This is a genomic window from Sphingobacterium sp. UBA1897, from assembly GCF_002337775.1.
GTDB classification, from domain to species: domain Bacteria; phylum Bacteroidota; class Bacteroidia; order Sphingobacteriales; family Sphingobacteriaceae; genus Sphingobacterium; species Sphingobacterium siyangense.
Genome location: NZ_DDGR01000031.1, coordinates 1 through 22,855 on the forward strand (window position 1 = coordinate 1; position 22,855 = coordinate 22,855).

Genomic DNA, 22,855 nt, shown 5'->3' on the forward strand with positions numbered 1-22,855 from the left:
AATACGCCTTTTTTATGGGTTAAGGATTTCGTTATTGTGTTGAAATTAGTTCAAATGTACCCTCAGTTCCGGCACTGCCAGAATAAATCTGTCCTTGAGGTAACCCTCTCAATCCGGTGGGAGCAGTTTTAATCCGATCATAGATGTTTCTCAAGTCTGTGTTTGCATTGACAGCGCGGCCACCTGCAGCTACGTCTCCATAGATATAGTTCGCCGCTTTTTTGTTTGTTGTTTGCGGTTTGAGACTGCCATCTGTTAAAGTGACTTTAATTTTTCCTCCGTTCCCATTGGGAAAAGTTTTGGTACCATTAAAAGCGTCATCCCCTTTTGCAATGATATAAAGGGAACCTAATTTTTGAAAATTAGCATTGATGTCAAAGTTTGCACCGTTATTCTTTCCATCGGTTCCATAGATGGTTGCCTTATTTCCAATTTCAGCATAACCAATCGTTAGCTTGACATTTTTCTTGCCATAGAACGAAAGGGTAGCATTGTCTTTCATGATTAAAGTATCGATGTGCATGACGACAGTTGAGTCTCTATTATCGATATTTTTTTTTGCCTTTTTGCCAATTTCCAGTTTAGAAATATGTTGTGTTTCTTGTGCTTTCCCAGTGAAGGTCATTGCAAAGCAAAGAAAAAAGCCTAGAATAAATTTAAATTTCATAAAACTTTTAATTAATTGTAACTAACTAGTAGTTTGACAAATAAAAGGTAAAAGAGTTTAAATTTTAGCGAGATATTTTACAATTAATTTGGCAGTTTTCTCTGATGCGCCAGGAGAACCTAGTTTCTCAGCCAAAATATCGTAGTTTTCCATCACACTTGCGCGATGAGCTTTATTATTGATAAGTTCGCCTACTTCATATGAAATATCGTATGCCGTGCAGTCGTCTTGAATCAATTCCCTCACTGATAAGAAATTATTAATTAGATTCACTAGAGAGATAAATTTAACCTTGATGACTAATTTGGCTATCCATACAGATATTGGGTTAGCCTTATAAACGACAACCTGAGGTATCTTCAGAATACCTGTTTCAAGAGTAGCCGTTCCACTTGTAACGACTGCGGCTTCTGCGTTATGGAGAATATCGTAGGTTTGATCGAAGATCACGGGAATATCAATACCTTTAAAAAACTGCTTGTAGTAGGCTTCATCAAAATTAGGAGCACCGGCGATGACAAATTGATGAACAGGAAAGAAAAACGGAAGTTCGGCCATGATAGGGAGAAGCTTGGAAATTTCCATTTCCCGGCTTCCCGGTAAAAGGGCGATCAGTGGTTTTTCTGAAAGTCCATTTTGTGCTCTAAATTGGGGATTGAAATTATAGGTTGAAATCGCATCCAAAAGCGGGTTTCCAACGTAATCAACGGGCATGCGCCACTTCTTATAAAAATCTACCTCAAAAGGCAAAATACAAAACATATGGTCGACAATCCGTTTGATTTTCTTTACGCGACCTTGGTTCCAGGCCCACACTTTTGGGGAAATATAGTAGCATGTTTTGATTCCATGTTTTTTTGCAAAATCAGCAATTTTCAAATTGAAGCCCGGGAAATCTATTAGAATGACGGTGTCCGGTTTTTCTTTTAAGAGATCATTTTTAACAAGTTTGAGATTCCTAGATATCTTTGGCAGATTTTTTAAAACTTCTATAAAGCCCATAAAAGCCATTTCTGAGGTATGTATCAATGCTTTTTTTTCGGCCTCTGCTTGCATTAGATTTCCCCCGACTATTTGGAAAGTCGCATTGGGGTCTTCCATTTTTAATGCTTTAATAAGATTGGCACCATGTAAGTCCCCTGAAGTTTCACCTGCAATAAGATAGTATTTCATATGTCAACGATTTATTCTTTAATGATCATTTGGAATATCTTTTATCGTTAAAACTGCGTTTCGTCTTAACGATGAGTATTTCATTGAAATGATCGTTTTTGAACTGTTAAAGATAAGATTATTCTAGGTATATGATGACTTTGAACATATTATTCCATATCTTTAATTAAAGATGTTCAACTTTTGAAGAAAATATCCTAAGTATAAAAGCTAAATAGTATTTTTGTCTTATGCAACGATTGTGGTCTTTAATAAGAAATAAGTATTTGCTAGCCGCTTTGGCTTTTCTCGTGTGGATGTTATTTTTTGATCGAAATGACTTTGCCACGCAGTATAGTTATCAAAAGCAGAAAGCAAATTTGGAAAGTGAACGCTCCTTCTATCTGAAGGAGAATGCCGCCATCATTAAGACAATTAACGATATTCGATCAAATCCGCAAGAAGTGCAACGTATTGCTCGTGAGAAGTATAAGATGAAAAAAGATAATGAGGATATTTATGTGATTACTAAAGTAGCAGCTAAAGAGAATCATTAAGATCTACAGTATCGTATAAAATGAAAAACAACGGCCATCATGTTTACATGACGGCCGTTGTTATAAAGTATATAGATATGGGTATTTTAATTTGCGGCTTGCGCTACTAAACCAATGTATAATGGTTTCTTTTCATCATTAGCTTTACCTATGAGTATTAATGAATAATAATAGCCTCCAACCAATTTAATGTCGCTGCGTGTTGCGATTGTTTTCCCCGCTTTATCACGAGCTGTTACAGTGAATGTACCACTTTTTTGAGCGATGAAGCCCTGATGGGCACTTGCCGAATTCTGTGTTTCTTGTGCTCTATTTGTCCATTCTGATGGGGAAGCCTGATCGCCTATTTTAAGGCTAACTAAATCCGTACCTTCAGCAAGATTAAAGAAGCGTAAACCAGACTCTGTATTTTTGATGTCTTTATTGATTCGATCTGTAGTGATCACCTGTACGGGTTTGGATTTCGTTCCAAATAAAAAGGATGTATATATGGTGCTGTCTTTGACAGTTATTGTTGTATCTGTCAAGATAGTATTATATTCAGCAGAAACTGCTATTTTTCGTGCGCCTGTAAATAATAAGCCTATTTGAGCATAACTCTTGAATCCCAGTGGATAATTGGGGTTTTGAAGTGAGCCTCCGTCCGCATAATAGATAACTGCATTGGAGTCGCTGTAGCCATTGACCATGGTAAACAATGCACCAGGAATTGGCTGGTCATCGTTATCTTTTAGACAGCTTGTTAGAAAGAAGGCCGCTAAAGCAATAGCAATAAAATTAAATAATCTATAGTTTTTCATAACCGTGTAATATTAAAATCTGTTTTTGTGACTCACACTGCGCTTGTGTTGTCTATTATACGGAGATGACTGACACTTTGCTACAGCGATTTGTAAAAATAATAAAAATCTATATTCAGACCTCGTTTTTTATTCCAATAGCCTTTACAAGCCAGTTTTTAAAGATGGTGGTTAATCGAATCGGCAGCAGATGCATATGGTTCCTAGGCAAAATTTAATCAGTTTGAGGGAAAGGATTTGCTTATGTTGCGATATGCAATCCGATTTTGATTCGAGTTTGGTTTAGCGCGAGGATTTGGATTGTTAAATTAGTAATCCTAATTTTGAGGTATGAACAATAGAATCAAAAGAATTGCGAAGGGAATGTTTGAGCAGTTTAGGCATCGTAAAATTACGGAATCTGAATTTGTACAGGCGGAAGCAAAAGCGAGGAATCTAGGGGGCTATATGGACGACTTTAACGTATTAATTGCAATGTGTAAGGACACAGTTACGGGGAAGTATAAAATGGATAAATGGAATTTATCGATTATTATTGGAACGATACTTTATGTGGTTTCGCCGATTGATGCGATTCCTGATTTTATTCTTGTGGGCGGGTGGATAGATGATGTGGCCATTGTTGGTTATGCGATTCGCAAACTTAGCGCTGAGATGGAACAGTATAAGCGTTCAAAGTTTCCTGTAGAAGCGAGATAAATAAAAAAAGCTACTTTAGAAAAGTAGCTTTTTTTATTTATTATTGAAGTTCAACTAGTGCTTAAAGTGTCTAACACCTGTTGTTACCATGGAGATTCCTTTTTCATTGGCCATATCAATTGACAATTGATCTTTGATTGAACCACCAGGTTGCAATACCGCCGCGATACCAGCTTCTGAAGCAATTTCCACACAATCAGGGAAAGGGAAGAAGGCATCCGATGCCATTGCACAGCCTTTAAGGTCAAAACCGAAAGAAATTGCCTTCTCAATAGCTTGTTTCAATGCATCTACACGTGAAGTTTGCCCTACACCTGAAGCTAACAAAGTGCCATTTTTAGCAAATACGATTGTATTTGACTTGGTGTGTTTTACAATTTTGTTCGCAAAATAAAGGTCCTCCAGTTGTTCTGCAGTAGGCTGTACTTGTGTTACCGTAACCATTTGTTCAGGTCCTTCAATCGTATTGTCTTTATCTTGAAGAATGACGCCGTTCAATAAAGTTTTGAACTGTTGTTCTGGCAATGTAACCTCTTTACGAACCAAAATAATTCTGTTTTTCTTTGCGGTAAGTATAGCGATCGCTTCTTCAGAATAAGAAGGTGCAATCAACACCTCGAAGAATAATTTATTGATCTCTTCAGCTGTTGCAGCATCAACTTGACCATTCGTTATTAAGACTCCACCGAAAGCTGAAACAGGATCACATGCTAAAGCATCTAACCAAGCTTGTTTGATTGTTGAACGGGAGGCAACTCCACAAGCATTGGTGTGTTTTAAGATCGCGAATGTAGGTTCTGTGAACTCATCAATCAAAGCAACGGCAGCATCAACGTCAACCAGATTGTTGTAAGATAGCTCTTTACCGTTTAATTTATCAAACATCTTATCTAAATCGCCGAAGAAAACGCCTTTTTGGTGTGGGTTTTCACCATAGCGCAACACCTGCGCTTTTTGCTCAGATTGTTTAAAAACCTGAAGCGGATTTTCTTGATTGAAATAGTTGAAGATTGCCGTATCGTAATGCGAAGATGTATTGAATGCACGTTTAGCAAATTCTTTACGTTGTTCCAATGACGTATTACCTTCTTGGTTTGCTAGAATTTCTTCCAATTCTTTGTAATCATTTTTGGAAGAGATAATAACAACATCGTTAAAGTTTTTAGCGGCAGCGCGTATCAATGAAATTCCACCGATATCTATTTTCTCGATAATATCTTGCTCGGATGCACCGGAAGCAACAGTTTCTTCAAAAGGGTACAAATCCACAATAACCAAATCGATCTCAGGTATTTCATACTGAGCAAGCTGTTGTTGATCCGACTCAAGCGGGCGGCGTGCCAAAATACCGCCAAATACTTTTGGATGCAATGTTTTTACACGGCCTCCTAAAATAGAAGGGTAGCTGGTGAGGTCTTCAACTGGAACAACATCTATACCTAAATCTTTGATAAATGTTTCTGTTCCACCAGTGGAATAGAAGGTAACACCGTATTTGTTTAATAATTCAACTAAAGGAGCAAGGCCGTCTTTATAATAGACTGAAACCAATGCATTTTTAATCTTTACAGGATGGTTCATTATGATGGATTTGTTTCGTGGCGCAAAGATAGGTATTTAAAATCTTGATACCAATAAATCAAGTACTTTAAATAGAAAGGAGAATCTGTTTACGAGATTCTCCTTTCTACATTGTTTTAATTTTATACCAAATTGAGCTTTAATTTTAGCTCTTCAGAAATTTGGTTGGTGATATCCCAGATTGGTTCCGGTTCATCGGTATTGTTAAATATGACCTGATCGCACGTATCCTGATAGGGAAGTAGGTACTCGTTGTAGGATGGTAGTACATGGTTTATCCATTTGTACATGACATCATCTTCAAAGTAGCCCCGTTCAACCAGATCGCGGTGTAGACGTCTTCTTAATGCGATATCCTGATCAGCGCTTAAAAATATCTTATGATTGATTAAATTATTAATTTCCGTATAATAGAAAATGAATAGGCCCTCAATAATTAAAATGGGTGCCGGTTTAATCTCTAGTATTTTGGGTGTTAATGAAGGGTTGTTAAATGTATACTCTTCTTTATATATTGTCTCACCGTTAAAGAGTGCCTTGATATCTTTATAAAAAGCATCTCTGTCGATTGATGTCGGAATATCGAAGTTATAGAGCCTATTTTCCTCCTGGGTTTTAGTATTGGCAGGGATGTAATAATCATCTTGGGAAATTAAGGTTACCTCATTAGGCTTAAAATGTTTTAAAAAACTATTTAAAAAAAAAGTCTTTCCAGAGCCACTACTTCCGGCAATTCCTATGACATACGGTTTGTTATTCATTCTTACTATGCTATAAAAGCTATTTTATTCTGTTAATTTTCTAGCGGTAATCCATACGCAATTTCGACCTGGAAGCGTTTATCAAGTGCGCCTATGCTTGCGGCGGCAGACTTTGACAACACGACAATTGCATTTTGGTTTTCGGCATTATCATTAAATTTACCGACCACTTTAGCGTAAGTAACACTTTTGGTCATTGGGTTGGTAATTTTTAGAATAGTACCTACTGGAGCGCTCTTATGAAGAGCAAGGTTGCTTGTACCCTGGGATGAAAGTCCATCAATCCACACACCGATACCACGTTCGGACTTTTCACGAATTCCGTAGCGGTTTGTTGAAATTTGATTTTCTTCTTTATCGTCATTGTCTGTAGAATCAGGTGTTACAATTTCGATTCCTTTAGGTTCAACTAATTTTGGCCGTTCAGGAGGTAGGGGCTGATTGGGGATCATAAGCTTCATTCCACCGCCAATAACGTTATTTTTTAAATTGTTCGCTTTTTTGATATCTTCAACAGAAATACTGAATCTTTTAGATATGGCATAAAGTGTCTCTTTCTCTCCAACGATATATTCCGTAAAACCTTCTTGCTGTTGCGGATTACGCGGGTTTTGCACTGCCGTATTTCCACGGTCGTTGCTTACTGTTGATTTCGCTTTTCGACCTGTCGGAATCTTAACAATTTGCCCCAGGCTTAATGTTCCATTACCATTTATTTGGGTCAATTGACCCACCGTTGTTTTATACTTTTTACTTAACTGGTAATAATTGTCTCCTTTTTCAATTTTGAACAACACGTATTCTTCACCATTGATTGCTTCAGTCCCTACTGAATCAGGGATAAAATCAGTACGTAAAGAAGTTGAATTCTTTGCTTCAACTTGTTGAATAGCTAATATCGCGATGGATAGAATAGCTATCTTTTTATATGTTTTTAATTCGAATAAAACTTTCATATATTTTGCAATTATACTAAATACGAAACAAACTCCCGTTTATTATCTGTCAAAAGGAATATTTGTTCGTGAATAAGAAAATAAATGTTGAAGAGCTTTAGTTCCAGCTCGGAAACTGCAATAATAGACTCTGTCAATTTTTCTCTTGTGGATTGCACTAGCCTGATTTGATAACGATTGTTTCTGTCTTTTTCATAGAAAGCCCAAATAAAGTAGTCATTCACCGTATTTATCCAGATTTCACCATCAATTGGGAAGTCCTTCAAAAAAAGGGGAATTTCACCATTGTAGATAATAGGATAGACGAGCTCGCTGGCATAAGGTTTAAAGGGAATTTCATTTTTGCTTTCAATCGACATCGATTGGAGGTTCAAAAATAATTGGAAGCCTTCTGCTATTACTTTTGGTCTAATAAGTACACCTTGATCAACCATACCGATGAATATGTAGTTGAACCAGGTTTCTTGTAGCTGTGGGTTGTAGCAATCGATTACCTGTATGCCTGCGTCGATAGGTGAATTATTGGCAATCTTCTTAAGTATTAATTTTTTGCATTGAATTCCAGCTAGGACCCACTCTTTGGCTATTGCCTTGAAGTCTTGTAATACGTAAGTTCCTTCAAAAGTGACTACATTAAAATAGGGTAGGGTATCGTCTGGGTTTCTGGTCTCCACAGCGATCAATTTATTCTCCGCATCGATTTCTATCCGCCAAATGGGGTATGTAAAAATGAAATTGAATGCTTTTGAAATTGTGTGATTTGCCATGTAATTTTCAATCCAAGGGGACAAACTTAGATAAAGTTACCTTTATATACAAGTATAATCACGCGTAAACTAATTTTATCGTGTTTTATGTTTGTTTTCTGCTATTTTTTCTCAAAAAAAAGTCCAGACATCGCTGGACTTTTTTGAGAAAAATATAGTTTAAAATTTTGAACCAATTGTTAGTACAACATTAGTCCGTTGATTTTTTATGTCTGCTACAGGACTAGCATTATTCCAGTAGTTCTCATTAATCAAATATGGGCTTTCTTTGTAGTTGACTGCATTATACGCGCCAGTCAAATCAACATACATGCCACGGCCAAGTTTAGCGCCAATACCTAAAGATGCTGTATAATTCGTATAGTCTGCATTTTTATAGGGATTACCACTGTAGTTGAAACCAGCTCTTCCGCTGAATACATTGTCAAACATCACTTCACCACCAATTCGGGCATTAAATGCACCTTGGTAAGTATCTTTGATGTTTTGGTTCATGTTCTTTTCTAACGTTTTACTGTAGTTTCCTACATCTTTAAAACGCATAGCTGCATAATCTACCCATTCGACATCAGCGGTTATTAGCCCTCTTGAAAATAATTGGCTCGCCCCAAGAGACAATTTATAGGGGGTATTCATATTATATTCCAAGTAACTGTGTCCTGCGTCATCACTGGTTCTATACTCTTTAAATGATTTGTCTTCATTTGGTCTGAAGTAACGGAACTCAGAATTACTATACGATTCATCCCGGATGCTCATAAATGTAGGTGACTTAGCGGTGAATCCCATGCTAAACGTTGGCGTAAATTTATAGATTACCCCAAGTTTAAAGTCGACACCGGTACCATCAGTGGCTTGCGCATAATCATCATATAATTCATAATCTTTATCCAACATGGCATACTTTTGGGCATTGGTTGGTTTTAAAAATTCTGAATCTTTGTTGATGGCTTTTAATTGGTCGGCCGTCATTGTTTGACCATATTCTGTAAACCAGCTGGAATTGTCGTAGCTAAATGCGGTGAAACCTAAAGAGGCCCCTAAATACAATTTGTTACTATAATTGGCTCCAAATGACAATACAGATTCGGATTTACTACCTTTTTCTAGGATGGAATTTACTTGATTAAAGCCATTTTTTCCATCAAAAGTTCCGCCGACAGTAATCGGGATATAGGCGCCTGCATTTTTGGGGTCTACGTCGAATAATAAAGAGTTGTTATAGACTTCCTGGCCCCAACCTTGTGTTCCTCCGACGTCCGAAAGACGGTCTGAATAAGCATCTGATATCGAACTTGTATTATTTACTCCTCGATACTCTAGCAGGTTGTTATAGACATAATTGCGGTTGTAAGCAATACCAATATTAAAATTCAACCAGCCCCTATCCAGGTTACCTCCATTGCGGTAAGTTGGGAGGTGAAAAACGATTCCAGCATTATCTAAGTTGAAATTATTCTTGCTGCTGTTTGAGTTTTGACCAAAATAGTCGGTTTTGTTTTTATTGTTAAGGTACCGGCCAGTTACTGATACATCAGACTGATTGAAGTAACCCAAACCTGCAGGGTTACTCGTAATTGAACTTATATCTCCACCTAATGCAGTTGAAGCATTTCCCATGGCTTTAAAACGAGCTGTTCCGCCATTGTCCCCTTGGGAGAATAAAAGTACATCTTTCGTATATTGCGCTTGAGTAGTCCCTGCTGCACCTAAAACGAATGCAGTTCCAAAAAGTAATTTTTTGATTGTCATATGCTAAAATATCGTCAATAATAATCAGTAGCACACAAGATACTGTATGCTACTGTTTAAATGCTTTTAACTATCGAGTACGTCCTCCACTTGATCTTGAGCTACCGCCTCCGGAGAAGCCTCCTCCCGAAGATCTAGAACTACCACCTCCAGAAAAACCACCACTAGAGCGGGATGATGAACCACTATCATAGCTTCTTGTTGGCGGAGTATACGATGGTCTTGACGTTGAGCTTGGGTTGCTGGAACGTGTTTCCATCGAACGGCTCATTGGACGAGATACCTCACCTGAACTGTTTCGTGATCTGGAATCATTATTATAATATCCGCTAGAGGTGCTCCGTGTGTTGTTTGGATAGGAACCATTGACTCTATCTGAGGTTCTTGAACGCATACCGTCTGAGTAAGCTCTATTCGACACACCATCCGAAGTTCTTGTTCTTCCTCCAGTTCTATCGTATGATGAGCTCCGTGACGATACTGTGCCATCAGAATTTCTTGATCTGCTAGCAACGGATGTAATCCTTCCTCTAGAATCACGTGCTACGCCGGTACGGTCATATCCTCCAGAATTTCGAGCAACGCTGTTGCGGTCATATCCACCTGAAGTTCGGGTTCTTGAGGATGAACTGCGCGTGTTATAGTTGTCTCTGTAAACTGATCTACTTGATGCATACCGTGGTCTTGAGTTACCCCAGGAACCACCGCCCCAGTAACCGTTTCCGTACCAACCAGATCCCCAGTAGCCGCCGCCATACCAGCCACCCCAAGGTCTGTAACCGCCATACCAAGGAGATCCCCAGCCCCAGCTAGATCCCCAACCCCATCCGAGGCCGATAGACCAAGATGAACCCCATCCAGAGTTCCATCCCCATCCCATTCCGAACGATGGGCCGTATCCGTACCAACCGCCGAAACCATAACCATACCATGGATCAAAAAATGGGTCGAAATACGTCATGCCCGGACTAGCGTAATAGAAACGGTTGATACGATTGGCATATTCAAGATCTTCATAGGAATCATTGTTGTAATCCTGATCAGAATATTCGTCATCATAGTAACCGCCTTGCGCTTGCCCGTTTGGTTGGGCCTGATCTGCATCTGTGTAATAGTAATCTGGGCTTTGATAAACCTTTTGTCTAGCTTGCCCATTATTGCCATAGACATCGTCGCCATAGATTTGCCTACTTGTACCGCAGGAACCAAGCATGAACGCTCCTGTTATGGCAAGTGCTCCGATAAATAATCTATTTTTTTTCATAATATCCTAAATCCTTATTTTCGATTATACAGCCTTATTTACTATCTTAGACGCAAATTTCTCAAGGGGGTTTAATCGAAGTAATCAAAAATACAAATATTTTTTATTGAACGCTTTTCGTATTAGAATTACAGACGAGATTTAACGTAATAATGTTACAATAATTTATCAATTTCATATGAGTAAAGGAATAACAAGTCGTGCTGAAGATTATTCACAATGGTATAACGAGCTTGTGATTAAAGCTGATCTAGCTGAAAATTCAGCTGTACGAGGCTGTATGGTGATTAAACCCTACGGATACGCTATCTGGGAAAGGATGCAAGCGATCTTAGATAAAAGATTTAAAGAAACAGGTCATAGCAACGCTTATTTCCCTTTATTCATTCCCAAATCGTTTTTTTCTAAAGAGGCGGCGCATGTGGAAGGCTTTGCTACCGAATGTGCGGTAGTAACTCATTATCGATTAAAAAACGATGGTACAGGTAAGATCGTCGTGGATGAAGACGCGAAATTGGAGGAAGAGTTGATCGTGCGCCCGACTTCCGAAACGATTATTTGGAACACCTATCGTGGATGGATTGAATCTTATCGTGATCTTCCAATTTTGGTCAATCAATGGGCGAACGTTGTACGATGGGAAATGCGTACACGTCTTTTCTTGCGTACTGCCGAGTTTTTATGGCAGGAGGGCCATACAGCCCATGCAACAAGAGAAGAGGCTATTGAAGAAACAGAACGTATGCTTGATGTGTATGCTGAATTTGCTGAAAAGATACTGGCTGTGCCTGTTGTACGTGGTAGAAAAACAGAAAACGAGCGTTTTGCGGGTGCCTTGGATACGTATTGTATTGAAGCATTGATGCAGGATGGAAAAGCATTACAAGCAGGAACTTCTCATTTTCTTGGCCAAAACTTTGCAAAGGCGTTTGACGTGAAATTTACTTCTAAAGAAGGTAAATTGGAACATGTTTGGGCGACTTCCTGGGGGGTTTCTACACGTCTGATGGGCGCATTGATTATGGCTCACTCAGATGATCAAGGATTGGTATTGCCGCCAAAATTGGCACCAATTCAAGTTGTCATCGTTCCGATTTTTAAGACTGAAGAAGAAAAAGCGCAAATCGATGCATTTGTGAATCAGTTGACCAATGAATTGCGTGTGAACGATATATCGGTAAAATACGACGATCGGGACACACAACGTCCAGGTTTTAAATTTGCAGAATGGGAGTTAAAGGGTGTTCCTGTACGTGTAGCTGTTGGAGCGAGAGATATGCAAAATGGTACAGTAGAATTGGCGCGTCGTGATACTCAAACGAAAGAAACGGTTGCTCAGGAAGGCTTGGCTGGTACCATTGTACAATTGCTGGATACAATACAAGAAAATATATATCAAAAAGCGTTAAATTTCAGGACATCTCATTTTACTGAAGTGAATTCTTATGATGAGTTTAAAGAAGTACTGGAAGGTAAGGGTGGTTTTATCTCTTGTCATTGGGATGGAACAACAGAAACGGAAAAACGTGTAAAAGAAGAAACTAAGGCAACAATTCGTTGTATTCCTTTGGATGCGAAGGAAGAGGAAGGTATCTGTATCTTTACAGGGAAACCTTCAAGTCGACGTGTACTGTTTGCAAAAGCTTATTAATAAATAGTGTTGTCGTAATATGAGGATACTCATTTTGGGATGCGGTTGGCTCGCAGAATCTTTTGCGATGCATATGAAGCATCAAGGCCATGAGGTTTGGGCTAGTACAACAACATCTGAGAAATACCATCGGCTTAAAGCCGATGGTATTTTTTCGTTTATTTTAGACTTTGATTATGAAAATTTTCCAGCACAGGTAGATTTACCTACTCAATTTGACTTCGTATTAAACAGTATACCTGCAAGTCAGAAAAATAGTGTAGCGATCCTTGAAAACAGATTTTCGAATATCAAATCATTTTATGCGCATATGACATGGAAGAAACAAGTCTTCCTGAGCTCTATTGGAATTTATCCGGACAAAGATGGCGTATTTGATGAATCCTATGCAGATATAACCGAACTTTCATCAAAACTCTTGCTTGCTGAAGCAAGTATGTTGGGATTGGCTGATACTATAATTTATCGATTAGGAGGTTTGTTTGGTAAAAATCGTGTTTTTGCCAAATATTTTTCCGAACGTATCTGTACGACGGGGGAACAGCCCGCCAATTTTGTTCATATCGATGATGTGATCAGACTGTTAGAGGCAGCATCTTGCAATGCGCTTAAGCATACTGTATACAATGTTGTTGCTCCCTTACATCCTAAGAAAAAGGATGTTATTCTAGCTTCGGCAAAAAAATATGGCTATGCTTTGCCACTTGCGTTCGAAGCCGGGGATGTGACGCAAAAAATAGTTAGCGGAAGATTACTTCTAGAGGAACTGGATTATCAATTTGTCCTGCCTGATCCTTTGCAATTTTAATTCATTTTTCTTTTTAAAATAAAAATGAATTTATGATTGTCAGCGTGAAAAAATTAAATAATTTCATTATTTTAACATCAATTCTACTGAGGGAAATTTAAGTAGAAAGTCATATTTGTTGAAATTTATTGATATCGATGGATTTTTTCAAGATATCGACATATTCCTTTAAACAAACCGATAATAGATTTAGTATTTTAACAGCTTATTATAAATAGAGCCATGACAAATGTAGAAAGACATCAATATATCTTAAAACAATTAAAGGAGGTCGGCGTAGTTCAGGTAATTGATCTATGTGAGGAATTGGGCGTTTCCTCTGTAACCATTCGGAAAGATTTGACCTTGTTGGAAGATAGTGGATTGTTGTTTAGAACGCATGGCGGGGCAACACAATATAATCCTTATACGACTGACCGTACAGTATTTGAAAAAGAGAAGCTTCGTTCGGACGATAAAAGCCGGATCGGAAAAAAAGCGGCTGAAATGATTGAGGAAAATGATTCAATCATTATCGCTTCAGGAACGACCATGCAGTCGCTAGCAAAGCAGATCATTCCTAAAGGAAATATCACTGTAGTAACTTCGGCATTGAATGTTGCGATGGAATTGATCAAATATCCTTCGGTTGAAATCATGCAGATGGGCGGAACGCTTCGCAAGACTTCAACATCCGTAACTGGAAAGTATGCAGAAAATTTATTGCAGGATTTTTACTGCAGTAAATTATTTTTGGGTGTGGACGGTATTGACTTAGAATATGGTGTATCAACCTCAAGTGCGCAGGAGGCACAATTAAATCGCATTATGATCGATACGGCTCAAAAGGTTGTTGTACTAGCAGATTCGTCTAAATTCGGACGACGAAGCTTCGGGCGGATTTGTGGTTTTGATAAAATTGATATATTAATTACCGATGACAAAGTAAATACAAGCTTTGTGGAATCGTTAGAAAAAGCGGGGGTAAATGTTATTGTTGTTTAACACGGCTTAACTAAAAATCAAAGCGGAGCTGCTTATCTTTATCATAAAAAATGTCCCCAAAAGAGTGTTTAACTATTTGGGGACATTTTCTTTATGGATAGTTTTTTTTAGCTCAACGCCGGCTCTTGCTGGCTTAAACAGTGGAAACTTCCCAGCCCCCAAATAATGTCGACGGAATTTATTCCTATGACTTTACGTGTAGGGAAACAGCCTTGGATGATATCCAGTGCTCTTTGGTCATTTTTATCGTTGAAGATCGGTACTACAACAACATCGTTTGCAATGTAGAAATTAGCATAAGAAGCAGGTAATCTTGTTTCGTCATAGATGACCGGTGCTGGCATTGGGAGCTCAATGATATGCAGAGGCTCTCCATTTAAGAGTCTAAATGAACGAAGTGTTGCTAGATTTTCTTGAAGTATCTCATAGTTCTCGTCTGTTGGATCTTCCTCTACAACCGTTAAAACGGTGTTTTCGTTGATGAAACGTGTAATATCATCAATGTGCCCATCTGTATCGTCTCCAACGATACCGTCTCCAAGCCATAAAACCTGTTCCTGACCGTAAAATTCTTTTAAATAGGTTTCTATTTGTTCTTTTGTCAGGTGTGGATTTCGGTTTTTATTCAATAGACAAGCGGTTGTTGTCATGATTGTTCCTGCGCCATTAAACTCAACTGAACCGCCCTCCATGACGATATCAGGGGTATACAAAGGAAGGTTAAATTCTTTGGCAATACGCGTCGGAACGACGTCATCCAGGTCGAAAGGAGGGTATTTTCCACCCCAGGCATTATAGCCCCAGTCGACAACTGCTTTTTGATTTGTAGCCTGGTTAATAATAAAAGCGGGACCGTGGTCTCTACACCAAGCATCGTTAGTCGGATTAAAATAGAATTCGATATTGCTAAAATCTGTTGTTACTTCTTTAAGCGCGGTAATAGCAAAATTTTGCATTTCCTCGTTAGCGACGTTAATCCTTACTTTTTGCCCTGCTGCTACGACTTTAATAAATTCGCAATAGGGTTTGTATATTGTTTCAATCTTCCCAGGCCAGGATTCCTCTTTATGTGGCCAGCTCAACCATAAGGCTTCTTGTTTTGCCCATTCTGCGGGAAATGAGAAGCCCTGTTGTTTTGGGGAATTGTCAAAATAGTCCGGTGTGAATGTCTTTTTTTGTTCCATACTTATTTTAATGGGATTAAAAAAAGCCATTTCAGTTCGTTTCAGCACAGTTGTATGCGTTCGAAACCGAAATGGCTAGAATATCCGATATTAGTCTTCGTCAATAAAACGTTTGGTGATCGGTGCGTATGTTTCGATTCTTCGGTCTCTCAAAAATGGCCAATGTTTTCTGAAATAGTCTGATTCATTTAAGTCCAATTCGACGACCTCAATTTCTTCTTTGTCATGTGAGGCAAGATAAAGCAATTTACCCTGTCCATTTGTTACGAAGCTTCCACCCCAGAATTTCATTGCGCCATTTTGCTCAAATCCTACGCGATTAACGGATACAACAGGAACACCATTTGCAACGGCATGGGAGCGTTGTATTGTTTGCCACGCATTATATTGATCTTTGTTGGTTTCTTCATCTTGGTCTGTTGCCCATCCAATAGCTGTAGGGTAGAATAAGATTTCTGCACCCATTAATGCGGTAATTCGAGATGCTTCAGGGTACCATTGATCCCAGCAAATTAAAATGCCTATTCTTCCAAATTTTGTTTTGAATACTTTGTAGCCTAAATCTCCTGGGGTAAAATAGAATTTTTCATAAAATGCAGGATCATCTGGGATATGCATTTTGCGGTATTTTCCTAAATAGGAACCATCTGCATCCAATACAGCGGTTGTATTATGGTACAGTCCCTCTGCTCTTTTTTCAAATAATGAAGCGATAATTACGACGCCTGCTTCTTTAGCAACAGCCGATAGGGCGTCCGTCGATGGGCCGGGAATGGATTCAGCCAGTGCGAAATTGTCGTAATCTTCCACATCGCAGAAATATAAAGAGGTAAATAGTTCTTGCAGACACACAATTTGCGCACCTTTTGCAGCGGCTTCTTTTACTTTAGCGATAGCTTTTTCGAGATTCTCTTGTTTGCTTGCGGTACAGCTCATCTGTACAACTCCAACTTTTACTTTGCTCATTCTTTAATGCTTATTTTAATACAGCACAAAGATACTATTCTTAATTTGGATTTGGTTCTGTGGGAAAAACAAAAAGAGCTCTTAGAGCTCTTTTCGTAATCTTGCTACAGGAATATTCAATGCTTCCCGATATTTTGCCACCGTTCGCCGCGCAATATTGTATCCTTTTTCTTTTAGGATCTCAGTTAGTTTCTCGTCAGCCAAGGGTTTTCGTTTATTTTCTTTTGAGATGCACTCTTCCAATATTTTCTTAACCTCTTTATTGGATACTTCTTCACCGGAATCCGTCTGGATAGCTTCAGAGAAAAATGATTTTAAGAGAAATGTTCCGAATTCTGTCTGTACGTATTTTGAATTTGCTACCCGCGACACCGTAGATATATCCATATCGATTTTGTCGGCGATGTCTTTCAATATCATTGGTTTTAACTTACGATCATCACCAGTGAGGAAATAATCATATTGGTATTCCATGATTGCATTCATTGTTTTTAGTAAGGTTTGTTGACGCTGTTTTATTGCATCAATAAACCATTTGGCTGAGTCAAGTTTTTGTTTGACGAATTGCACAGCCTCTTTCATTTTTTTATCCTTTTGATCCGATTTCTCGTAATGTTCAAACATGTGTTGGTAATCACGACTTATGCGGAGCTCAGGCGCATTTCGGCCATTTAAAGTCAAATGCAGTGTTCCATCATTATTGCTGATATGGAAATCCGGGATAATATGAAGCTGTTTGCCCGCGACTGCACCAGAATCTCCTGGTTTAGGATTAAGTTTTAGGATCTCATTGACGACGTTTTTTAAATCCTCTGATGAAACACCTAAAGATTTTTCTAATTTATCATAATGCTTTTTGGTGAATTCTTCAAGGTAATTCGCTACGACTTTAATCGCGAGTTTGATTGTGGGGTTTTGGGTATCTTTTTTTTGTAATTGGATCAATAGGCACTCTTGTAGGTCTCGTGCTCCAATTCCTGCAGGCTCAAAATCTTGAATTACCTTTAGCATATCAAGTACTTCCTGTTCATCGGTCATTACATTTTGGCCAAAAGCGAGATCGTCGACAAGATTGATGATGGGCCGGCGTAAATAGCCGTCATCATCCAGACTGCCAATAATTTGTTGGCCAATTAAAAAGTGCTTGTCATCTAAAGCTAAAAGGTCTAATTGTTGTTGTAACTGCTCATAAAAGGAGTGCTGAATAGCAACGGGCATTTCTTTCCGGTCGTCATCATCGTCTCCATAGTCATAGCCGTTGCCGTAATCTTTGAAATCATCTTCCTGGATGTAATCTTCTAAACTAAAGTCTTCTGAGTCAAATCCATCTTCATTGTCAAAATTATCGTCTGGATCTTTATCGGGATACTCTTCTATAGGATCGGTCATATTAGTCAAGCTACCATCTTCTAACGCAGGGTTTTCTTCTAATTCTTCCTTGATTCTCGCATCTAATGAAACAGTCGGAACCTGCAACAATTTTATAAATTGTATTTGTTGCGGGGACAATTTCTGTAATAGCTTTTGTTGTAATGTTTGTTTTAACATGCTAATAGTTGACTTTTTTACATCTAAATTTAAACAAATATCATTATTATTTTAAAATAAAATCGATAATAAATAAAAAATGGGTATAATATTTGTGGAACGCGGGAGAATTTATAAACAAATTTGAGACTGGGCTTGTTTTCTCCATACCGCGCTGTTCTTATTTAGTCGTCGTTGTAATTTCCAAAATCCATCCTTTCGAATTATGTTGTATTTTACGGTTGTTTGGCGGGTGTTTTTTATTGTTAAAAAATGTAAATAGTTGATTACAGCGATTTATTTAGTTGTATATTTAGCCCCTGAAAATAGATAAAAAGGCATATTGGACGGGCGTAAAACCTTTTGCTGGTCGGATGTGTTGAATATAAGATAAATTTCCATTTATGTTTAAACGTATTAAGAATAGGATTCTTCGTTATCTCCTTATAGCAATATATTTTATCATTATATTGGTGTGTGCTATACAATTGAATTTTTTGTGGCTCTTTGGTTATTCTCCGACAAAAAAGGATATCGTTATGCCCAGTGTGAATATCTCTACCGAATTATACACGGCAGATAGTGTTTTAATTGGGCGTTATTTCGACGAGGACAGAAATCCAATTCCATTTGATAGCATTCCGAAGTCTGTTACTAATGCGTTGATAGCAACTGAGGATGTGCGTTTTTATAGTCATAATGGTGTTGATTTTTTTGGTCTAGGGTCAGGTATTATCTCTACATTAAAAGGGGATAAGCGTGGTGCCAGTACAATTACGCAACAGTTAGCTAAAAATCTTTATCGTACACGTTATAATAAGGCCGGTGGATTGTTGACGCGTCTTCCCGTCGCGGGCCTGGTGATCACGAAGTTTAAGGAGTGGATGACGGCTTATAAATTGGAGCAACGTTATTCCAAAAATCAGATATTGGAGATGTATTTAAATACGGTATCCTTCAGTAATAATGCCTATGGGATTGAGACTGCTGCAAAGCGCTATTTTTCAAAAGGAGCGAATCAATTGAATCAGACCGAAGCTGCTGTTTTGATTGGCATGTTAAAAGGTACGACTTTATATAATCCTATTCGTAATCCCGAAAATGCTTTTGTGCGAAAAAACACCGTTTTAAGTCAAATGTATAAAGGTGGTTTTCTGAAAAAAGAAGAGTATGATAATCTGGTTAAGGAGAAGATTGTTTTGAATACAAATAGTCAAGATCTTAATGCGGGTGGAGATTCTTACTTACGTGCTGCAGTAGCTAAGTGGTTGGAAAAATGGTCTGAGGATAACAATTATGATATCTATACAGACGGTTTGAAAATTTACACGACGATAAATTCTAAACTTCAAAAGCATGCTGAAGAGGCTGTGGCGAAACAAATGATTGAATTACAGCAACGTCTAAATAACACCTGGGAGGGACAGGAGCCTTGGCGTGATTTATCAGGTAAGGTTATCCCCAACTTCTTGGATAATTTGGCAAAGAAAACTCCTTATTATGCTTTTTTGAGTAAAAAATATGCAAATACCCCTGATAGCATCAATTACTTCCTAAATAAAAAGAAGAAGATCGAAGTTTATAATTGGAAGGATGGTAGTAAGATCGAAAAGGATATGTCTACAATGGATTCTTTGAAATATTATGCCATGATGTTAAATGCAGGCATGATGTCTATGGATCCGTATTCGGGTGAAATTAAAGCATGGGTGGGTGGAATAAACCATCAATATTTTAAGTATGATCACGTGATGCAGGCGAAGAGACAAGCGGGGTCTACATTTAAACCTTTTGTATACTTGGCTGCTTTGGAGTCAGGGATGTCTCCGTGTGATAAGATTACCGACAAGCCTGTTACGATCAAGATTGATAAAGGGGATTCCGTGGAGATATGGGAACCCAAAAATGCAGACTGGAATTTTTCCTATCGTGAAATGTCATTGCGTCATGCGATGGCACGTTCCATCAATTCGGTTACGGTTCAGTTAACTGATATGGTTACGCCTGCGAAAGTTGTTGATGCGGCCCATCGTTGTGGTATCACAAGTAAATTAAATCCGGTTGCCTCTGTGGGGTTAGGGCCTAATGATGTTTCTGTTTTTGAAATGGTGAATGGGTACTCGACGATGATGAATCATGGTGAGCGTGTCACTCCTTTATTAGTGTCTAAGATCGAAGATCATGATGGCAATGTTATTGCTACTTTTCAGGCGGAGCGTAAACAAGTGGTGGATAAGCAAGACGCCTGGTTGATGACGTATATGTTGCGCGGTGGTATGGAAGAACCTGGTGGTACATCTCAAGGATTGTGGGAATGGGATTTATTTGATAAAGAAAATGAAATCGGCGGAAAGACAGGTACTTCTTCGGAATATGTGGATGGCTGGTATATGGGGGTGACCAAAGACTTGGTTACAGGTGTTTGGGTTGGTTGTGACGAGCGGAGTATTCACTTTAAAAATTCTCATTCGGGAGAAGGTTCTCGTACAGCATTACCGATATTTGGGGTGTATATGGAGTCTGTTTATAAAGATAAACAGCTGGGGTATACGCAAGGTAAGTTTCCTAGTCCTACAGTTGAAATTACGAAATCTTACAAATGCGAAACTCCGCGTTATAGTGATCCAGAGCCAGATCAGAGTGATTCTACACAGGTAGAAGAGCCCGCTGATGAAGGATTTATCGGACCTGAGGAAGAAGGAGCGGAGCATCCTGTTGAGCGTAATCATACTGAAGGTGCTGATAGTGGAACGAGTAGCGAAGGGTCATCCTCGTTGGAGGAGGTTGGTAGTCAAAACTGATACTACTTAAAGAGGATTCTATCTAAAAAATAAAGATGGCCGCCTAGTTTAACTAAGGTGGCTTTTTTTATGCTAGGCTGCATGGTTGGAATCTCTTTTGGCGAACGCTTGGTGTTGCTGTGGAAAAAGATTATTCCAGTTAGGGTTGTATTTACGAATGAGCCGTTCGACTTGCATGGTTGTAAAATGTTGCAGTTCGCTTATTCTCTTATTGGCGGTCTCTGAATTCGTGAAAGATTCTGTGTAGATTATTCGATTTAAACTGGGGCCTTGGTTGAAAATAAAACTATTGGATTGCTGTAATTCCATTACTGTACTAAAGATGTTGGAACTGAGGCCGATTTTGAAGTGTTTACGATTGTTGTCAGTTGATATATATACAATAAAATTGTTCATAATGCTAAATTATTTGGACGTTTAAAATATATTTACTAATTTTATTGGCACAATATTACTAATAAAATTAGTTTTTGCAAAATATTTTTTTGAAAAAATAATATGTCAAATATTTCGTCCAATCTGAAGTTCCTTCGAAAAGGAAAAAAAATCACACAGCAACAATTTGCTGATCTTATGGAAATTAAGCGTGCGTCTGTGGGCGCGTACGAGGAAGATCGAGCAGAGCCCAAATATGAGTTATTAAAGAAGATTGCCGAATTCTATGGTTTGACTATGGATGAATTGGCAAACGACGTTATTGATGATAAATGGAAGCCGGTTCCCAAAAGCAATGCCTCAAATTTAAGGGTGCTTAGTGTGACTGTAGATGCGGATGATCGTGAAAATATCGAACTTGTTCCGGTTAAGGCTAGTGCCGGGTATTTAAATGGGTATGGTGATCCGGAATATGTTGCTGAGTTGCCTAAGTTTTCGCTGCCTATGTTTGGTCAAGGGACATTTCGTGCTTTTGAAATAAAGGGAGACTCGATGTTACCTTTGCCATCGGGGTCCATTATTGTAGCGGAGTATGTGGAGAACTGGCATGATATCAAGCCGGGGAGTACCTATGTTATATTGTCTAAGGAAGATGGCGTGGTTTATAAGCGTATCGCTTTTAAATTTAAAGAAGATAAGGGTTTGAAGCTCGTTTCAGACAATAAAACATATGAGCCTTATTGGGTGGAGACAGCGGACATTCTTGAAGTATGGAAAGCGAAGGCTTTTATCAGTACACAACTGCCTGAGCCTACGCCAGAGCCAACAATGGAAACGCTGACGAGTATGATGGCGCAGATGCAGAAAACAATTAATGCGGTGGTAGATGGTTCAAAATAGTAGAGAATTGTCTGCGTTTTTTTACGATATAGTTGCACTGTTAAGATAATTTCTATGACCGAGGAGCGATCGATAGCTTGTTTTTATAGGGAATGTAGGGGTGTCGAATATAAAAACAATCTATCTAATTTTGTTTTTTATTTTATAAAATGCTATATTTGCATATCTGAAAGGAAGGGGGCTCGTATTGCCCCCTTTTTTTAATTCAATTAATTTAGCATTTCTAGAAACAGAACAATGCAGCATATAGAAAAGAGAGTTATTGAACTCATCGCGGAAAAAATTGCAGATCGCGAGGATTTGTTTATCGTCAGCGTGAAGATGCGCCCAAATAAAATTCTTGAGATTCTTTTGGACGGAGATAATGGTGTGAATATTGATGATTGCGCACAGGTGAGCCGTCATGTTGGTTTCCACTTGGAGGAGGAAAATGTAATTGATGACGCTTACCGTTTAGAGGTTTCATCTCCAGGTATTGATGCTAATTTTGTTAATATCCGACAGTACCAAAAGAATATTGGTCGTACAGTTCTGGTAAAGTTGAACGATAATACAAAAGTTGAAGGTACATTATTGACCGTAGACGAGATGAAGATCAATGTTCTTCAGAAGATAAAAGAAAAAGGTAAAAAAGCACAAGAGGTAGAAAAAGAACTTCCTTTTGATCAAATAAAAGCAACAAAAGTGGTAATTTCATTTTAAT

General features: G+C 38.4%; 21 protein-coding genes. 8 read left to right on the forward strand and 13 right to left on the reverse strand.

The annotated features are described in order from the left end of the window. Window positions 1-31 precede the first annotated feature (31 nt). A complete protein-coding gene (locus tag B4N43_RS20625) occupies window positions 32-667 on the reverse strand; it encodes a hypothetical protein (RefSeq protein ID WP_075993396.1) in 636 nt (211 codons plus the stop codon). A 57-nt stretch (window positions 668-724) separates the two neighbouring features. Then, entirely contained in the window at window positions 725-1,840 is a 1,116-nt protein-coding gene (gene lpxB / locus B4N43_RS20630; protein WP_075993395.1) for a lipid-A-disaccharide synthase, read from the reverse strand. A 230-nt stretch (window positions 1,841-2,070) separates the two neighbouring features. Between lpxB and B4N43_RS20635 the strand changes: the two genes are divergently transcribed. Then, window positions 2,071-2,376, forward strand: coding sequence for an FtsB family cell division protein (locus tag B4N43_RS20635; protein ID WP_075993394.1), 306 nt, complete (start codon window positions 2,071-2,073; stop codon window positions 2,374-2,376). A gap of 86 nt (window positions 2,377-2,462) precedes the next feature. Here the strand turns inward: B4N43_RS20635 and B4N43_RS20640 are convergent, their stop codons facing one another. Further along, window positions 2,463-3,176, reverse strand: a complete 714-nt coding sequence (locus B4N43_RS20640; RefSeq protein ID WP_075993393.1) for a DUF4397 domain-containing protein — start codon at window positions 3,174-3,176, stop codon at window positions 2,463-2,465. A 330-nt stretch (window positions 3,177-3,506) separates the two neighbouring features. Between B4N43_RS20640 and B4N43_RS20645 the strand changes: the two genes are divergently transcribed. Then, a complete protein-coding gene (locus tag B4N43_RS20645; RefSeq protein ID WP_075993392.1) occupies window positions 3,507-3,875 on the forward strand; it encodes a YkvA family protein in 369 nt (122 codons plus the stop codon). A gap of 54 nt (window positions 3,876-3,929) precedes the next feature. Here the strand turns inward: B4N43_RS20645 and purH are convergent, their stop codons facing one another. The 6 genes from purH to B4N43_RS20675 form a co-directional block, all read right to left on the reverse strand. After that, entirely contained in the window at window positions 3,930-5,456 is a 1,527-nt protein-coding gene (gene purH / locus B4N43_RS20650) for a bifunctional phosphoribosylaminoimidazolecarboxamide formyltransferase/IMP cyclohydrolase (RefSeq protein WP_286736057.1), read from the reverse strand. A 122-nt stretch (window positions 5,457-5,578) separates the two neighbouring features. Beyond that, window positions 5,579-6,217 carry a uridine kinase family protein gene (locus B4N43_RS20655; RefSeq protein WP_075993390.1) on the reverse strand — a complete coding sequence of 213 codons (639 nt, stop codon included), beginning with the start codon at window positions 6,215-6,217 and terminating at the stop codon, window positions 5,579-5,581. Between the two features lie 32 nt (window positions 6,218-6,249). Further along, the gene (locus B4N43_RS20660) at window positions 6,250-7,173 is read right to left on the reverse strand and encodes a LysM peptidoglycan-binding domain-containing protein (RefSeq protein ID WP_075993389.1); all 924 of its coding nucleotides are present in this window, start codon (window positions 7,171-7,173) and stop codon (window positions 6,250-6,252) included. Window positions 7,174-7,184: 11 nt separating this feature from the next. After that, window positions 7,185-7,940: a hypothetical protein gene (locus B4N43_RS20665; RefSeq protein WP_286736058.1), complete on the reverse strand. Its 756-nt coding sequence runs from the start codon at window positions 7,938-7,940 to the stop codon at window positions 7,185-7,187. Between the two features lie 159 nt (window positions 7,941-8,099). Continuing rightward, entirely contained in the window at window positions 8,100-9,692 is a 1,593-nt protein-coding gene (locus B4N43_RS20670) for a hypothetical protein (RefSeq protein ID WP_286736059.1), read from the reverse strand. A gap of 70 nt (window positions 9,693-9,762) precedes the next feature. After that, window positions 9,763-10,956, reverse strand: a complete 1,194-nt coding sequence (locus tag B4N43_RS20675; protein ID WP_075993386.1) for a hypothetical protein — start codon at window positions 10,954-10,956, stop codon at window positions 9,763-9,765. A gap of 178 nt (window positions 10,957-11,134) precedes the next feature. Between B4N43_RS20675 and proS the strand changes: the two genes are divergently transcribed. From proS to agaR, 3 genes are all read left to right on the forward strand, one after another. Continuing rightward, window positions 11,135-12,607, forward strand: a complete 1,473-nt coding sequence (gene proS, locus B4N43_RS20680) for a proline--tRNA ligase (protein WP_075993385.1) — start codon at window positions 11,135-11,137, stop codon at window positions 12,605-12,607. Window positions 12,608-12,626: 19 nt separating this feature from the next. Further along, window positions 12,627-13,415, forward strand: coding sequence for a hypothetical protein (locus tag B4N43_RS20685; protein ID WP_075993384.1), 789 nt, complete (start codon window positions 12,627-12,629; stop codon window positions 13,413-13,415). Window positions 13,416-13,637: 222 nt separating this feature from the next. Beyond that, a complete protein-coding gene (gene agaR / locus B4N43_RS20690) occupies window positions 13,638-14,399 on the forward strand; it encodes a transcriptional repressor AgaR (RefSeq protein WP_075993383.1) in 762 nt (253 codons plus the stop codon). Between the two features lie 107 nt (window positions 14,400-14,506). Here the strand turns inward: agaR and B4N43_RS20695 are convergent, their stop codons facing one another. From B4N43_RS20695 to rpoN, 3 genes are all read right to left on the reverse strand, one after another. Continuing rightward, window positions 14,507-15,583, reverse strand: a complete 1,077-nt coding sequence (locus B4N43_RS20695; RefSeq protein WP_075993382.1) for an agmatine deiminase family protein — start codon at window positions 15,581-15,583, stop codon at window positions 14,507-14,509. Window positions 15,584-15,673: 90 nt separating this feature from the next. Further along, on the reverse strand, window positions 15,674-16,549 hold the full coding sequence (locus tag B4N43_RS20700) for a carbon-nitrogen hydrolase (protein ID WP_075993381.1): 876 nt from the start codon (window positions 16,547-16,549) through the stop codon (window positions 15,674-15,676). A gap of 81 nt (window positions 16,550-16,630) precedes the next feature. Beyond that, window positions 16,631-18,097 (reverse strand): RNA polymerase factor sigma-54, encoded by a 1,467-nt coding sequence (gene rpoN, locus B4N43_RS20705; protein ID WP_075993380.1) that lies wholly within the window; start codon window positions 18,095-18,097, stop codon window positions 16,631-16,633. Between the two features lie 383 nt (window positions 18,098-18,480). Between rpoN and B4N43_RS20710 the strand changes: the two genes are divergently transcribed. Continuing rightward, entirely contained in the window at window positions 18,481-20,877 is a 2,397-nt protein-coding gene (locus tag B4N43_RS20710; RefSeq protein WP_286736060.1) for a penicillin-binding protein 1A, read from the forward strand. Between the two features lie 72 nt (window positions 20,878-20,949). Here the strand turns inward: B4N43_RS20710 and B4N43_RS20715 are convergent, their stop codons facing one another. Further along, window positions 20,950-21,273 carry a hypothetical protein gene (locus B4N43_RS20715; RefSeq protein ID WP_075993378.1) on the reverse strand — a complete coding sequence of 108 codons (324 nt, stop codon included), beginning with the start codon at window positions 21,271-21,273 and terminating at the stop codon, window positions 20,950-20,952. A 102-nt stretch (window positions 21,274-21,375) separates the two neighbouring features. On the opposite strand from B4N43_RS20715, the gene B4N43_RS20720 reads away from it, so the two are divergent. Continuing rightward, the gene (locus B4N43_RS20720) at window positions 21,376-22,152 is read left to right on the forward strand and encodes an XRE family transcriptional regulator (RefSeq protein ID WP_075993377.1); all 777 of its coding nucleotides are present in this window, start codon (window positions 21,376-21,378) and stop codon (window positions 22,150-22,152) included. A gap of 237 nt (window positions 22,153-22,389) precedes the next feature. Continuing rightward, complete coding sequence (rimP, locus tag B4N43_RS20725) at window positions 22,390-22,854, forward strand: ribosome assembly cofactor RimP (protein WP_286736061.1); 465 nt, start codon at window positions 22,390-22,392, stop codon at window positions 22,852-22,854. The last annotated feature ends 1 nt before the right edge of the window (window position 22,855 follow it).

Coding starts and splice junctions, on each gene's coding strand:
- B4N43_RS20625 (WP_075993396.1), bottom strand. CDS start 667: ATGAAATTTAAATTTATTCTAGGCTTTTTTCTTTGCTTTGCAATGACC.
- lpxB (WP_075993395.1), bottom strand. CDS start 1,840: ATGAAATACTATCTTATTGCAGGTGAAACTTCAGGGGACTTACATGGT.
- B4N43_RS20635 (WP_075993394.1), top strand. CDS start 2,071: ATGCAACGATTGTGGTCTTTAATAAGAAATAAGTATTTGCTAGCCGCT.
- B4N43_RS20640 (WP_075993393.1), bottom strand. CDS start 3,176: ATGAAAAACTATAGATTATTTAATTTTATTGCTATTGCTTTAGCGGCC.
- B4N43_RS20645 (WP_075993392.1), top strand. CDS start 3,507: ATGAACAATAGAATCAAAAGAATTGCGAAGGGAATGTTTGAGCAGTTT.
- purH (WP_286736057.1), bottom strand. CDS start 5,456: ATGAACCATCCTGTAAAGATTAAAAATGCATTGGTTTCAGTCTATTAT.
- B4N43_RS20655 (WP_075993390.1), bottom strand. CDS start 6,217: ATGAATAACAAACCGTATGTCATAGGAATTGCCGGAAGTAGTGGCTCT.
- B4N43_RS20660 (WP_075993389.1), bottom strand. CDS start 7,173: ATGAAAGTTTTATTCGAATTAAAAACATATAAAAAGATAGCTATTCTA.
- B4N43_RS20665 (WP_286736058.1), bottom strand. CDS start 7,940: ATGGCAAATCACACAATTTCAAAAGCATTCAATTTCATTTTTACATAC.
- B4N43_RS20670 (WP_286736059.1), bottom strand. CDS start 9,692: ATGACAATCAAAAAATTACTTTTTGGAACTGCATTCGTTTTAGGTGCA.
- B4N43_RS20675 (WP_075993386.1), bottom strand. CDS start 10,956: ATGAAAAAAAATAGATTATTTATCGGAGCACTTGCCATAACAGGAGCG.
- proS (WP_075993385.1), top strand. CDS start 11,135: ATGAGTAAAGGAATAACAAGTCGTGCTGAAGATTATTCACAATGGTAT.
- B4N43_RS20685 (WP_075993384.1), top strand. CDS start 12,627: ATGAGGATACTCATTTTGGGATGCGGTTGGCTCGCAGAATCTTTTGCG.
- agaR (WP_075993383.1), top strand. CDS start 13,638: ATGACAAATGTAGAAAGACATCAATATATCTTAAAACAATTAAAGGAG.
- B4N43_RS20695 (WP_075993382.1), bottom strand. CDS start 15,583: ATGGAACAAAAAAAGACATTCACACCGGACTATTTTGACAATTCCCCA.
- B4N43_RS20700 (WP_075993381.1), bottom strand. CDS start 16,549: ATGAGCAAAGTAAAAGTTGGAGTTGTACAGATGAGCTGTACCGCAAGC.
- rpoN (WP_075993380.1), bottom strand. CDS start 18,097: ATGTTAAAACAAACATTACAACAAAAGCTATTACAGAAATTGTCCCCG.
- B4N43_RS20710 (WP_286736060.1), top strand. CDS start 18,481: ATGTTTAAACGTATTAAGAATAGGATTCTTCGTTATCTCCTTATAGCA.
- B4N43_RS20715 (WP_075993378.1), bottom strand. CDS start 21,273: ATGAACAATTTTATTGTATATATATCAACTGACAACAATCGTAAACAC.
- B4N43_RS20720 (WP_075993377.1), top strand. CDS start 21,376: ATGTCAAATATTTCGTCCAATCTGAAGTTCCTTCGAAAAGGAAAAAAA.
- rimP (WP_286736061.1), top strand. CDS start 22,390: ATGCAGCATATAGAAAAGAGAGTTATTGAACTCATCGCGGAAAAAATT.